The organism is Nonomuraea sp. IBHARD001 (genome assembly GCF_056106265.1).
Genome location: NZ_JBWBBW010000002.1, coordinates 2,329,627 through 2,342,618, shown reverse-complemented (window position 1 = coordinate 2,342,618; position 12,992 = coordinate 2,329,627). Strand labels below are relative to the sequence as shown.

Sequence of the window (12,992 nt, the reverse complement as noted above, 5' to 3'; positions counted from 1 at the left end):
GAATCCCGGGCACGGCGTGGCTGGTGCCGTACCCGGGGGTCTTCAGCGGGTGTCGGAGTCGTTCTGGGCGAGGGCCGCTCTGGCCGCCTCCAGCCTGGCCACCGGGATGCGGAACGGTGAGCAGGAGACGTAGTCCAGGCCGACCTGGTGGCAGAAGTGCACCGAGTCCGGGTCACCGCCGTGCTCGCCGCAGATGCCGAGCTTGAGGTCGGGCCTGGTCTTGCGGCCCTCCTCCGCCGCGATGCGCACCAGCCTGCCCACGCCGTCGCGGTCGAGCGACTCGAACGGCGAGACGCCGAACACGCCGAGGTCCAGGTAGCGCGAGAAGAACGCCGCCTCGACGTCGTCGCGGGAGAAGCCCCACGTCATCTGGGTGAGGTCGTTGGTGCCGAAGGAGAAGAACTCGGCCGCCTCGGCGATCTGACCGGCGGTGAGCGCGGCGCGCGGCACCTCGATCATCGTGCCGATCAGCGCCTGGACGCCGACCTCGGCGAGGATGCGCTCGGCCTCCTCCCTGACCAGCTCCAGCTCCTGCACGGCGCCGACCAGCGGGATCATGATCTCCGGCCGGGCGCCGGGCACCTCGAGGGCGGCCTCGGCGATGGCCCTGACCTGCATGGCGAACAGGCCGGGGATGACCAGGCCGAGGCGTACTCCGCGCAGGCCCAGCATCGGGTTCTGCTCGTGCAGGCGCTTGACCGCGACCAGCAGCCTCCGGTCCTTGTCGTCCGCCTCGCCGGTCGCGACCTTGATCGACAACTCGATCAGGTCGGGCAGGAACTCGTGCAGCGGCGGGTCGATCAGGCGGATGGTGACCGGAAGACCGTTCATCTCCCTGAAGATCCCGGCGAAGTCGCTCCGCTGGTGCGGCGCGAGCGCGTCGAGCGCGGCCTGGCGCTCCTCGTCCGACCCGGCCAGCACCAGGTCCTCGACCAGCTGACGCCGCTCCCCGAGGAACATGTGCTCGGTACGGCACAGCCCGATGCCCTGGGCGCCGAACCTGCGGGCGCGTGCTGAGTCCTCGGGGTTGTCGGCGTTGGCCCTGACCCCGAGGCGGCGTACCTCGTCGGCCCTGCGCATGATGCGGTCGACGGCCTTGACCAGCTCGTCGTCGGGCGCGCTGCCTTCGAAGTACTCCACGACGAGGGAGTCCACGACGGGCACCTCACCCAGGAAGACCTCGCCGGAGCTGCCGTCGATGGAGATGAGGTCGCCCTCCTCGACCACGACGCCGCCCGGTGCGGTGAAGCGCCGGTCGGCGACCGACACCTCCAGCTCCTCGGCGCCGCACACGCAGGTCTTGCCCATGCCTCTGGCCACGACGGCCGCGTGCGAGGTCTTGCCGCCCCGCGAGGTCAGCACCCCCTGGGCGGCGATCATGCCGGACAGGTCGTCGGGATTGGTCTCACGCCTGACCAGGATGACCCGCTCGCCCACGGCGGCCAGCTCGACGGCGCGCTCGGAGGAGAAGACCGCCTTGCCGACGGCGGCGCCGGGCGAGGCGTTCATGGCCTTGGTCAACCGCCTGGCCTCGGCGTCCTTGGCGAAGCGCGGGAACATGAGCTGGGCCAGCTGCTCGCCCGTGACCCGGGTGACGGCCTCGTCGATGTCGATCAGCCCCTGGTCGGCCAGCTGCACCGCGATGCGGAAGGCCGCTCCCGCCGTGCGCTTGCCCACCCGGGTCTGCAACATCCACAGCTTGCCGCGCTCGATCGTGAACTCGATGTCGCACAGGTCGCGGTAGTGGTTCTCCAGCTTCTCCATGATCGCCATGAGCTCGGCGTAGGAGGAGGCGTCGAGCCGTTCGAGGTCCTGCAGCGGCAGCGTGTTGCGGATGCCGGCCACGACGTCCTCGCCCTGGGCGTTCTGCAGGTAGTCGCCGTAGACGCCCTGGTGCCCGCTGCCGGGGTCGCGGGTGAAGGCGACGCCGGTGCCCGAGTCGTCGCCGCAGTTGCCGAACACCATCGAGCAGATGTTGACCGCGGTGCCGAGGTCGGCCGGGATGCGCTCCTGGCGGCGGTAGAGGATGGCGCGCGGGGCGTTCCAGGAGTCGAACACCGCCATGACGGCCAGGCGCATCTGCTCCAGCGGGTCGCCGGGGAAGTCCTTGCCCGTCTGCTCGCGCACGATCGTCTTGTACGTCTCGACCAGGCCGCGCAGTTCGCCGGCGCCGAGGTCGGTGTCCTGGCGGGCGCCCTTGAGCCGCTCCAGCGCGTGCTCGAAGTGCTCGCCGTCGATGCCGAGCACCGTCTTGCCGAACATCTGGATGAGGCGACGGTAGGAGTCCCAGGCGAAGCGTTCGTTGCCGCCCGCCTGCTTGACCAGGCCGTGCACGGACTCGTCGTTGAGGCCGATGTTGAGAACCGTCTCCATCATGCCGGGCATGGAGAACTTGGCCCCCGAGCGCACGCTGACCAGCAGCGGGTCGTCGGCCTGGCCGAGCTTCCTGCCCATCTCGCGCTCCAGCGCCGACAGGTGCTCGGCGATCTCCGCTTCCAGCCCTTCGGGGGCCGCGCCCGCCGTCAGATAGTGACGGCAGGCCTCGGAAGTGATCGTGAATCCGGGCGGCACGGGCAGGCCGAGATTCGTCATCTCCGCGAGATTGGCACCCTTACCGCCGAGCAGGTCCTTCAGATCCTTGTTGCCCTCGGTGAAGTCGTAAACGTACTTGGCCACCACAGCTCCTTCTGCGACTTCAATGAACGCCTCAATCCGGACTCTACCGACGATGAAGATGAACAAACTGCACCTACCCGTTAAGTTCATGTTTACCCAGCTCAAGTAGGGTTTCGCGGTCTAATCCAATGAAAAATCTGCCGAACATTAATTGGTTTACACCAATTGGTATAAACCAATTCGAGGAGAATTCTTGGCGGTTTCCGGCGGGGCGCGGGTAATCGGGGCCGTAACCCCGGAAGCCGTCATGCCCGTCGGCGATACGGTGGCGGGCCGGTCGTCGAGCATGAGATCGTCACCGAGTGACCATTCAGCCGCCTACGCCGCCTTCGCCGGAAATGTCGCGCCAGAAGGGCAGTCTGCTCGCCACAGCGCTGGGCGCCTTCCTGGTGCTCCTGCTGGCCGCGATGGGCTTCCTCGGCGTACGGCTGCTCGGGCAGATCCAGTCCTCTCTGGCCGCCGCGCCCGAGCCGGAGACCGAGAGCGCGGTCGTACGCGCGACCGCACCGGCCGCCAGCCCGTCGCCCAAGCCCGTGCCGGGGATCGCGCTCGCCGATCTGCGCAAGGGACACTGCGTCGACGGCCTGCGGGCGACCTCACTGCGGCCCAGGCGCTGCGACCGGGCGCACCAGGCCGAGGTGCTGGCCAGGTTCACGCTGCCGAAGGGCGACTGGCCGGGCGCCGCCGCCGTGGACCGGCTCGGCCGTACGGGATGTGCCGCCAGGACGGCCGACAGGCTCAGGGGTGGGACCGTGCGCGGTGAAGAGGTCGTCTCGGACTGGCTGACCCCCACCAGGGCCGGATGGCCGGGCGAGCGGATCGTCGTGTGCCTGGCGGTCCACTGGGACCAGGAGGGCGGCACGCTCAAGGGCCGGGTTCGCCCGTGACCCTGGACGCCCCCGGCAGGGCGCCTGTCTCCGGGCTGCCGCCCGAGCCGCCCGTCAACCGGCTGGCGCTTCCCGCGCTCATCGCGGGCGTGCTCATGTGCGCGCCTTCGGGGCTGGCGCTCGGGATGATCTCGGCCTGGCAGATCGCGCGTTCCAGGGAGCGCGGGCTCGGCATGGCGATAGGCGGGATCGTCGCCTCGCTGCTGTGGGTGGTGATCGGCGCGGCCGTCACGATCGGTGTGGCCGCGGTCGGCGCCGAGCCGGTCGAGCCGAGGTACTCCCCTCCGGCCACCGCGCCGCCCGGGGTGCCCGCCGCCGAACTCGCCGCCGCACCCAAGGGCTCGACGCACCGCGAGGACCTGCGACCGGGCGACTGCCTGCGGGTGACGGCGCATCCGGCGTACGTACGGCTGGTCAACTGCTACCTGCCGCACGACTACGAGTTCGCCACCACCTACGTGCTGCCTGGCGGTCCCTGGCCCGGCACGCGCAGCGCCACCGTCGCCGGGCTGAAGGGCTGCAAGATCAGGGCACGCGCCGAGGCGAGAAGGCTCAAGCGCGGCGCCGTCTGGGCCGCGCTGCCGCCGGTCGTCAGCGAGTGGCCGAGATACCGCCGCGCGTACTGCGTGGCCAGGGCGTCGGCCGACATCCCGCTGCTGGCCCCCATGCTCAAGTGAAACGGCTCCCGCCCCCTACACACAGGGGGCGGGAGCCGAGGTGGCGTCAGTCGTTGAGGTGCTGGCGCAGGTAGGGCTCGACCTGGTCGAGTGCGATGCGCTGCTGGCCCATCGAGTCGCGCTCGCGGATCGTCACCGCGTGGTCCTCAAGGGTGTCGAAGTCGACCGTGATGCAGAACGGCGTGCCGATCTCGTCCTGGCGGCGGTAGCGGCGGCCGATCGCACCGGCGTCGTCGAACTCGACGTTCCAGCGCCTGCGCAGCTGCGCGGCCAGGTCGCGGGCCTTGGGCGAGAGGTCGGCGTTGCGCGAGAGCGGCAGCACGGCCGCCTTGACCGGGGCCAGCCTGTGGTCCAGGCGCATGACCGTGCGCTTCTCCATGACGCCCTTGGCGTTGGGCGCCTCGTCCTCGGTGTAGGCGTCGATGAGGAAGGTCAGCGTGGCGCGGTCGACACCGGCGGCCGGCTCGATGACGTAGGGCACGAAGCGGGTGTCGGTGTCCTGCTCGAAGAAGCTCAGGTCGACGCCGGAGGCCTTGCCGTGCGCGGTGAGGTCGAAGTCGGTGCGGTTGGCGATGCCTTCGAGCTCACCCCACTCCGAGCCGGTGAAGTTGAAGCGGTACTCCACGTCGACGGTGCGCTTGGAGTAGTGCGACAGCTTCTCCTTCGGGTGCTCGTAGAGGCGCAGGTTGTCCTTGTTGATGCCCAGGTCGGAGTACCAGCGGAAGCGCTCGTCGATCCAATACTGGTGCCACTCCTCGTCGGTGCCCGGCTTGACGAAGAACTCCATCTCCATCTGCTCGAACTCGCGGGTGCGGAAGATGAAGTTGCCCGGCGTGATCTCGTTGCGGAAGGACTTGCCGATCTGGCCGATGCCGAACGGCACCTTCTTACGCGCCGACTGCTGCACGTTGAGGTAGTTGATGAAGATGCCCTGCGCGGTCTCCGGGCGCAGGTAGGCCAGGCCGGACTCGTCCTCGACAGCGCCGAGGTAGGTCTTCAGCAGGCCGCTGAACTGCTTGGGCGCGGTGAAGGCGCCCTTGTTGCCGCAGTTGGGGCAGGTGATGTCGGCCAGGCCGTTCTCCGGGGGCCTGCCGTGCTTCTCCTCGTAGCCCTCGACCAGGTGGTCGGCCCGGTAGCGCTTGTGGCACGACTGGCACTCGGTCAGCGGGTCGGTGAACGTCTCGACGTGGCCGCTGGCCTGCCAGACCTCACGGGCCAGGATGACGCAGGAGTCGAGGCCGACGACGTCCTCGCGGGCCTGGACCATCGACAGCCACCACTGCCGCTTGACGTTGTTCTTCAGCTCGACGCCCAGCGGACCGTAGTCCCACGACGCCCGCAGGCCTCCATAGATCTCGCTCGACGGGTAAACGAGCCCGCGGCGCTTGGCGAGGCTGACGATGGTGTCCATCACGTCGGTCCGGCGTGCCATTGAATGAGTCTCTTTCCGGCTGGAGGTCGGCGAGGGGAAATTGATGAGATCCCAGCTTAGGGGACGTCAAAGGGACCCCGCGCGCTGATACCGCTCAGGGAGAACGGATCAGTGGGAGGAAAGGTCTGGTGTGTACACATCCTCGAAGGCGCTGGGCTCGTTGAGCATCAGCGTCATGAGCGGGTACATGTCCATGCGGGCCGCCGACAGCGCCCTGCGGTAGAAGCCGGCGCCCTCCCACTCGGTGACGACCGCCCACAGGTTGGGCTCGTCCACCGAACGGGCGAGACGGCCGCGCACGTAGCCGGGCTGCGCGGCGAGTGTGTTGACGATGGCCTGCCCCTGGGTGAGGAAGTCGCGCGACTGGGCCTCGGGGACGGTGTAGCGGATGAGTGCGAGCACGCGCTCCAGAATGTCAGACGAGCTCGCGCAAACGCGCTGTCGCGGCGCTCTCGGCCGCGACGATGTCCTTGAGCATCTCGGCGAGCGCGCCCAGATCGGCCTCCTGCTTGCGCTCGTCGGCCTCGGCGCGCAGCCGCCACAGCTCCTCGGAGTCGGCGGCCGACGCCTGGCCCTCACGCAGCAGCGACTCGCGGATCGCCGTGGTGAGCTCGCGCATCCTGCCGTAGCGCTCGACGGGCAGCGCGGCCTCGGCGAAGTCGTGCCACAGCCGGTGGATCCGGAGGTACTCCTCGCCGAGCACGGCGAGCTCGGGCTCCTCCAGCAGGACGGCTGCCTCGGCGAGCCCGTCGGCCATGAGGTCGCGCAGGTTGCCGCCTTCCATCCCGACCGGCTCCACGCCCTCCCACACCGACAGCAGCGCCCCGGTGAGCCCCACGCCTCCGGGGAAGACCTGCGGCCAGCCCTTGGCGTTGCGCGTGTCGGTGAGCATGCGCGCCCACTTGCGCCAGGCGGGCAGCGAGAAGGAGTCCGACGAGCTCGACAGATGCTCGGCGCAGTCGCGCAGCCCCTCGCGCACCGCACTCCCGACGGTGAGCTCCTCGGGCGTCTCCACGACGTACAGCACGTTCTTGTACGAGGAGACCCTGGCCCTGGCCGCGTCCATCCGCGCGACGGGCACCAGGATCGGGACCTGTCCCCTGTCGTCGACCGACACCATGCCGTCCTCCAGCCGGTAGGCGATGACCGGGTGCCCGCCGTGGCCGTCGAGATGGGCGGGCAGGTGCCAGTAGCCCAGCAGGTGGCGGTCGGGCAGCACGATGCAGGGCCGCCCGGCGGCCAGCTCGTCGGCCAGGCGCTGGGCCGCGCCCTTGGCGCCCGACGTGGTGTGCTCGGTGTACTCGGCGCCGAGCCTGGTCAGCGTCTTGTCCATCCAGCGCTGGTAGTACTGCCACTGGTTGGTGAAGCCCAGGGTGAGCGTGGCGGCGCTGTGGTGCTTGAACTCCCACAGGATGTAGCCCGCGCCGACGCCGCCTCCCGCGAGGAAGACCAGCGGTTCGGGCACCCCGGTCAGGGAGGCGATCACCGCCGTCGACGGGTGGCGTCCGCCGTTGAACGTCCAGGACCCGTCATGGGGCTTGAGCTGCCGGTTGTCCGCCATGGTCGACTCCGCTCGCGGCACGCGCGCCGTGGTGTGGCGGTGCGCTGAAGACGGTCGCGGGCGCTGGTGCGCGCCGCAGGGTGCAGTCTAGGCTCTCGGCGTGGCCACTCGTAAGAAGTCCGCGCGTCCACTGCCACCCGGCGAGGAGTTCTTCACCCCGGGGGCGACCGGCCTGCGCAAGGCCGTCGAGCAGCGCAGCGCCGCCCCTCTGGTCTATCTGTTCCAGCTGCCGCGCTGGATTCTGCCCGTCGCGCTCGTCGTGCTGCTGCTGACGGCGCTCGCGGTGCCCGGCTGGCTCGGCGGGCTCGCCGCGCTTCCGGTGGCCGCGTTCGTCGGCTGGCTGGCGTACATGTCGTGGCCTTCGCTGGGGCTGCGTGGCGGGTTGCTGCGGCTGGTGCTGCTGGCCTTCCTGCTGATCCTGGTGGCCGACCGGTTCGGGGCCTTCTGACCTGATTTTGACAACCGTTTTCATTTTGCCGATACTGGGGAGGTGACGCCAGACTCCTCCCGACGTATCCGCATTTGCACCCTCGCTGCCGCTGCCGCCGCCACCCTGCTGAGCACCGCGGCCTGCGGTGCGGGCGCCGCCGCGACCGGTGGCGCCACGGAGAACGGCAAGCCCAAGGTGGTCGCCGCCTTCTACCCGCTGCAGTGGCTGACCGAGCAGGTCGGCGGCCCCGACCTCGCCGTCGCCCCGCTCACCGCGCCCGGCGTCGAGCCGCACGACCTCGAACTCGCCCCGCAGCAGGTCGCCGAGCTCGAACAGGCGAGCCTGACCGTCTACCTCAAGGGCCTGCAGCCCGCCGTCGACGAGGCGCTCGGCCAGGTCGGCGGCGAGCGCACATTCGACGCGGCCGAAGGCGTGCGGACGATCGAGGGCCACGAGCACGAGGAGGACGAGGAGGCGCACGAGCACGAGGTCGCCTACGACCCGCACCTGTGGCTCGACCCCAGCAGGTTCGCCCAGGTCGCCACCCGGCTGGGCGAGCGCCTCGGCGCCGTCGACCCGGCGCACGCCCAGGCCTACAAGGACAGGGCGGCCCGCACCGCCGCCGCGCTCACCGCGCTCGACGCCGAGTACGCCAAGGGCCTGGCCACCTGTGCCAGCAAGACGCTGGTCACCTCGCACGAGGCGTTCGGCTACCTGGCCGACCGCTACCACCTCAAGCAGGTCGGCGTCACCGGCATCGACCCCGACGCCGAGCCCTCGCCCACCCGGCTGGCCGAGGTGGCGAAGGTCGCCAAGCAGGAGAAGGTGACTACCATTTTCACCGAGGCCCTCGTCAGCCCCAAGGTCGCCGAGGTCCTCGCCTCCGAGGTCGGCGCCAGGACCGCCGTCCTCGATCCCTTGGAGAGCCTGCCCAAGACCGGCGACTACGCCACGGCCATGCGGCAGAACCTCGCCACCCTGCAGAGCGCACTGGGGTGCACTTCTTGACGCGACAGACACCGTTCACGATGACAGGCGGCCAGGTGAGCCTGGACCGGCGCCCCGTGCTGCGCGGCATCGACCTCACCGTCGAGCCGGGCGAGGTGGTGGCCGTGATGGGCGCCAACGGCTCGGGCAAGTCGACGCTGGTCCGCGCGCTGCTCGGCCTGCGCCCGCTGTCGGCCGGGCAGACCCTGATCTACGGCAGCCCGCCCTCGCGCTTTCGCGACTGGCGGCGCATCGGCTACGTGCCGCAGCGCCTGGCCGTGGGCGGCGGCGTGCCCGCGACCGTGCGCGAGGTGGTCGGCTCGGGCCGCATCGCCCGCCAGAGCAGGCTGCGACCGGCCTCCGCGGCCGACCGCGCCGCCGTGTCCGCCGCCCTGGACAGCGTCGGCCTGGCCGATCGCGCGGGCGACCCCGTGCACGCCCTGTCCGGCGGCCAGCAGCAGCGGGTGCTGATCGCCCGTGCCCTGGCCGGGGAGCCGGACGTCTACGTCATGGACGAGCCGACCGCGGGCGTCGACGCCGAGAGCCAGCGGCATCTGGCGCGGGCGCTCGCGACCCTGGTGGCGGCCGGTCGCACCATCGTGCTCGTCGCACACGAACTCGGCCCGATGGAGCCGCTGATCACCAGGGCCGTGGTGATCAGCGACGGCCTCGTGGCCCACGACGGCCCCCCGGTCGAGCCCGAGGGCGACTGCGCCAAGCCCGACCACGTCCATGTGCATCCCCACGCCGACGAACCGGCCACGACCTGGATGGCCAACCCGTGATCGAACTCCTGCAGTACGGCTTCATGCAGCGCGCGCTCATCGCCGCGCTCCTCATCGGCCTGTGCGCGCCCGCCGTCGGCACCTTCATCGTGCAGCGCCGCCTGTCGCTGCTGGGCGACGGCATCGGCCACATCGCGCTGACCGGCGTCGCGCTCGGCTTCCTGACCAACACCGCGCCCGTGCTGACCGCCGTCGTCGTCTCGGTCGCCGGGGCGGTGGCCATCGAGCTGATCCGGGCGCGCGGCCGTACCAGTGGTGACGTCGCGCTGGCGCTGATGTTCTACGGCGGCATCGCGGGCGGCGTGCTGCTGATCAGCCTGGCGCCGGGCGGCAGCAACGCCACGCTGACCTCCTACCTGTTCGGCGCGATCACCAGTGTCAAGCCCGAGGACCTGGTGGTCATCGGCGTGCTGGCCGTGGTGGTGATCGGGGTGGTCGCGGTGTTCGGCAGGGAGTTGTTCGTGCTCTGCCAGGACGAGGAGATGGCCAAGGCCAGCGGCCTGCCGGTGCGCTTCCTCAGCCTGCTGACCGCCGTGGTCGCCGCACTGACCGTGGTGATCGCGATGCGGGTGGTCGGGCTGCTGATGGTGAGCGCGCTGATGGTGGTGCCCGTGGCCACCAGCCAGCAGTTCACCAGGAGTTTCAAGGCCACGATGGGCCTGGCCATGCTGTTCGGCGTCATCGCCGCCGTGGGCGGGCTGCTCGTCTCGACGGTGTCGGCCAAGGCCCCCTCGGGCGCCAGCATCGTGCTCGTGTCGCTCGCCGGGTTCGTCTTGGCCCTCGGTGTCGGTACATTCGTACGGCGGAGCCGAGCCAAGGAGGCCGTGTGACCACCCGACGTGATGCCGTGCACCACACCCTTCGCCGTAGCGAGGGGTTCCGCAGCGCCCAGGACGTCTATGCCGAGATGCGCTCGGACGGCGCCAAGATCGGCCTGACCACCGTCTACCGGGCGCTCCAGGCGCTGGCCGACGGCGGTCTCGTCGATGTGCTGCGCACCGACGACGGCGAGTCCGTCTACCGGGCCTGCGCCAGCGACGACCATCACCACCACCTGGTCTGCCGCCGCTGCGGCCACACGGTGGAGGTGGCGGGGCCCGATGTCGAACGCTGGGCCGAGGCCGTCGGCGCCGAGCACGGCTTCGCCGAGGTGACGCACACGGTCGAGGTGTTCGGCACCTGTTCGTCCTGCTCGGCCGCGGCCAAGGCGGGCTGAGGCGCGACCCCGCGAGGGCGTGCGGCCGGAAGAAAGATCGGCCGCGTTCGCGCGTAACACCGATGAGGACGCGGCGGAAGGACCCTTGGAGCCCTGGAGGGAGATACGCTGCCTCCACGCCGGAACCGGGCTTGGACAGGAGTCAACATGTCGTTTGGCCATGACATGGTGTATTCACTCGCCACCGTGGTCGAGCTGGTCAACACCTCACCGTCGACGGGATCAGACGACGGCCTGACCAGCCTGGACGACCTTCGCGCATTCGTGGAGGAGCGCAAGGTCAGCGGCATCAGCATGCTGACCCAGCAGGACCTGGTGCGGGTGCGCGACCTTCGTGAGGCCTTCCACCAGGTCTTCACCTGCGACGACCAGCGCCTGGCCGTCGACCTGCTCAACTCCCTGCTCGGCGAGACGCGCATCACGCCGCGCCTCACCGAGCACGACGGGCACCCGCTGCACGTGCACTACTTCGCACCCGACGCCTCGCTGTCGGAGCACATCGCCGCCGACTGCGGCGTCGCGCTGGCCCAGCTCCTGGTGCTCGGCGAGCGCGAGCGCCTGCGCACCTGCTCGGCGCCCGACTGCGAGCGCGTGTTCGTCGACGAGTCGCGCAACCGCTCCCGCGTCTACTGCGACAGCCGCACGTGCGGCAACCGCATGCACGTGGCCGCCTACCGCGCCCGCCGCCGGGGCTGAGCCCTCAGACCTTGTTGGGCACGGCGCCGCCGTACCTTCTGTCGCGGCTGGCGTAGATCTCGCAGGCGTGCCACAGGTCGCGGCGGTCGAAGTCGGGCCAGAGGCGGTCGAGGAACACCATCTCGGCGTAGGCCGACTGCCACAGCAGGAAGTTGGAGAAGCGCTGCTCGCCCGACGAGCGCAGGAACAGGTCGACATCGGGGATGTCTGGCTCGTCCAGGTAGCGGGCGAAGACCTTCTCGTTGACCTTGCCCGGCTTGACCCGGCCGGCCGCCAGGTCGTCGGCCAGGCGCAGGGCGGCCTCGACGATCTCCGACCTGCCGCCGTAGTTCACGCAGAACTGCAGGGTCAGCGTGCGGTTGGCCCTGGTCATCTCCTCGGCGTCCTGCAGCTCCGCGATGACGCTCTTCCACAGCCTGCCCGGCTTGCCCGCCCAGCGCACCCGCACGCCCATGGCGTTGAGCTCGTCGCGGCGGCGGCGGATGACGTCGCGGTTGAAGCCCATGAGGAAGCGCACCTCGTCGGGCGAGCGCTTCCAGTTCTCGGTGGAGAAGGCATAGGCGCTCAGGTACGGGACGCCGAGCTCGATCGCGCCTTCGATGACGTCGAACAGCGACGCCTCGCCCGCCTTGTGCCCTTCGGTGCGGGGCAGGCCTCTCCCCTTGGCCCAGCGGCCGTTGCCGTCCATGACGATCGCGACGTGCTTGGGCACGAACTCGCGCGGGATGGGCGGCGGCACCGCGCCGGACGGATGGGGTGCGGGGGGACGGACATTCACCTTGCGGGCTCCCTTTCGACGTGTCGAAGAGAGCGTATGCCGTGTTCGAGGTGCCACTGCAGGTATGCCGCGACCAGCCCGCTGCACTCGTTGCGGTGACGAGGCTCGGACTTGTCCGCCGCCACCCAGTCGCCGCGCAGCAGCGCCACCATGAGGTCGAGCGTCTCCCCCGCTGGCACGCTGGCGCCGGCGGGCTTGCACGCCCCGCAGACCGCGCCGCCCGCGACGATGGCGAAGGCGCGCACGTGCCCGGTCTGGCATCGGGCGCACAGGTCGAGCGCGGGCGCGTACCCGGCGACGGCCAGCGAGCGCAGGAAGTAGGCGTCGAGCACCAGCCTGGCCTCGTGCGTGCCGTCGGCCAGCGTGCGCAGCCCTCCGACCAGCAGCAGGAACTGGCGCAACGCCGGCTCCTTCTCCCCGGCCGTCAGCCGGTCGGCCGTCTCCAGCATCGCGCTGCCCGCCGTGTAGCGCGGGTAGTCGCTCGCCAGTGCCTCGCCGTACGGACGGATGGTCTCGGCCTGGGTGACCATGTCGAGCGAGCGGCCGGTGTGCAGCTGCAGATCGACGTGGGTGAACGGCTCCAGCCGCGCCCCGAAGCGCGAGGTGGTACGGCGGACGCCTTTTGCTACGCCGCGTACCTTTCCTGTGCGTTTCGTGAGGATGGTGACGATGCGGTCGGCCTCGCCCAGCTTCTGCGTGCGCAGCACGACACCTTCGTCCCGGTACAGACTCACCTGCTCATCCTATGGATTCCCGGCTCCGCAAACCTCGGATGGATCGGCTTTACCCGAAGCTCACTAGACTTTGACGTCTGCCCGTGCTTCATCAGTTGTTCGGCCCCCAGTTACTCGCGTTATCCGCGTCGAA

14 protein-coding genes are annotated in these 12,992 nt (G+C 70.2%); 8 read left to right on the top strand and 6 right to left on the bottom strand.

The window, feature by feature from the left end; genetic code table 11:
* Positions 1-42: 42 nt before the first annotated feature.
* A complete protein-coding gene (ppdK, locus tag ACTWNK_RS12875; protein WP_474304147.1) occupies positions 43-2,676 on the bottom strand; it encodes a pyruvate, phosphate dikinase in 2,634 nt (877 codons plus the stop codon).
* A 302-nt stretch (positions 2,677-2,978) separates the two neighbouring features.
* Between ppdK and ACTWNK_RS12870 the strand changes: the two genes are divergently transcribed.
* Entirely contained in the window at positions 2,979-3,563 is a 585-nt protein-coding gene (locus tag ACTWNK_RS12870; RefSeq protein ID WP_474304146.1) for a hypothetical protein, read from the top strand.
* Positions 3,560-4,240 carry a DUF4190 domain-containing protein gene (locus ACTWNK_RS12865; RefSeq protein WP_474304145.1) on the top strand — a complete coding sequence of 227 codons (681 nt, stop codon included), beginning with the start codon at positions 3,560-3,562 and terminating at the stop codon, positions 4,238-4,240. The genes ACTWNK_RS12870 and ACTWNK_RS12865 overlap by 4 nt, the downstream gene beginning before the upstream one ends.
* A gap of 46 nt (positions 4,241-4,286) precedes the next feature.
* Here ACTWNK_RS12865 and ACTWNK_RS12860 read toward each other — a convergent pair whose 3' ends face one another.
* From ACTWNK_RS12860 to ACTWNK_RS12850, 3 genes are all read right to left on the bottom strand, one after another.
* Complete coding sequence (locus ACTWNK_RS12860) at positions 4,287-5,672, bottom strand: glycine--tRNA ligase (protein WP_474304144.1); 1,386 nt, start codon at positions 5,670-5,672, stop codon at positions 4,287-4,289.
* A gap of 108 nt (positions 5,673-5,780) precedes the next feature.
* Entirely contained in the window at positions 5,781-6,074 is a 294-nt protein-coding gene (locus ACTWNK_RS12855) for an antibiotic biosynthesis monooxygenase family protein (RefSeq protein WP_474304143.1), read from the bottom strand.
* Between the two features lie 13 nt (positions 6,075-6,087).
* Positions 6,088-7,233 carry a BtrH N-terminal domain-containing protein gene (locus ACTWNK_RS12850; RefSeq protein ID WP_474304142.1) on the bottom strand — a complete coding sequence of 382 codons (1,146 nt, stop codon included), beginning with the start codon at positions 7,231-7,233 and terminating at the stop codon, positions 6,088-6,090.
* 100 nt (positions 7,234-7,333) lie between these two features.
* Between ACTWNK_RS12850 and ACTWNK_RS12845 the strand changes: the two genes are divergently transcribed.
* The 6 genes from ACTWNK_RS12845 (at position 7,334) to ACTWNK_RS12820 (ending at position 11,347) form a co-directional block, all read left to right on the top strand.
* Entirely contained in the window at positions 7,334-7,681 is a 348-nt protein-coding gene (locus ACTWNK_RS12845; RefSeq protein ID WP_474304141.1) for a DUF6703 family protein, read from the top strand.
* Positions 7,682-7,723: 42 nt separating this feature from the next.
* A complete protein-coding gene (locus ACTWNK_RS12840) occupies positions 7,724-8,671 on the top strand; it encodes a metal ABC transporter substrate-binding protein (RefSeq protein WP_474304140.1) in 948 nt (315 codons plus the stop codon).
* Positions 8,672-8,691: 20 nt separating this feature from the next.
* Positions 8,692-9,435 (top strand): metal ABC transporter ATP-binding protein, encoded by a 744-nt coding sequence (locus ACTWNK_RS12835; RefSeq protein WP_474310901.1) that lies wholly within the window; start codon positions 8,692-8,694, stop codon positions 9,433-9,435.
* Positions 9,432-10,265 carry a metal ABC transporter permease gene (locus tag ACTWNK_RS12830; protein WP_474304139.1) on the top strand — a complete coding sequence of 278 codons (834 nt, stop codon included), beginning with the start codon at positions 9,432-9,434 and terminating at the stop codon, positions 10,263-10,265. Before ACTWNK_RS12835 ends, ACTWNK_RS12830 begins: the two co-directional genes overlap by 4 nt.
* Entirely contained in the window at positions 10,262-10,651 is a 390-nt protein-coding gene (locus ACTWNK_RS12825) for a Fur family transcriptional regulator (RefSeq protein WP_474304138.1), read from the top strand. The genes ACTWNK_RS12830 and ACTWNK_RS12825 overlap by 4 nt, the downstream gene beginning before the upstream one ends.
* Before the next feature lie 147 nt (positions 10,652-10,798).
* Positions 10,799-11,347 (top strand): CGNR zinc finger domain-containing protein, encoded by a 549-nt coding sequence (locus ACTWNK_RS12820; RefSeq protein WP_474304137.1) that lies wholly within the window; start codon positions 10,799-10,801, stop codon positions 11,345-11,347.
* Positions 11,348-11,351: 4 nt separating this feature from the next.
* Here the strand turns inward: ACTWNK_RS12820 and ACTWNK_RS12815 are convergent, their stop codons facing one another.
* Complete coding sequence (locus ACTWNK_RS12815; protein WP_474304136.1) at positions 11,352-12,125, bottom strand: isoprenyl transferase; 774 nt, start codon at positions 12,123-12,125, stop codon at positions 11,352-11,354.
* Positions 12,122-12,859: a DNA repair protein RecO gene (gene recO / locus ACTWNK_RS12810; protein ID WP_474304135.1), complete on the bottom strand. Its 738-nt coding sequence runs from the start codon at positions 12,857-12,859 to the stop codon at positions 12,122-12,124. Before recO ends, ACTWNK_RS12815 begins: the two co-directional genes overlap by 4 nt.
* Positions 12,860-12,992: the final 133 nt, after the last annotated feature.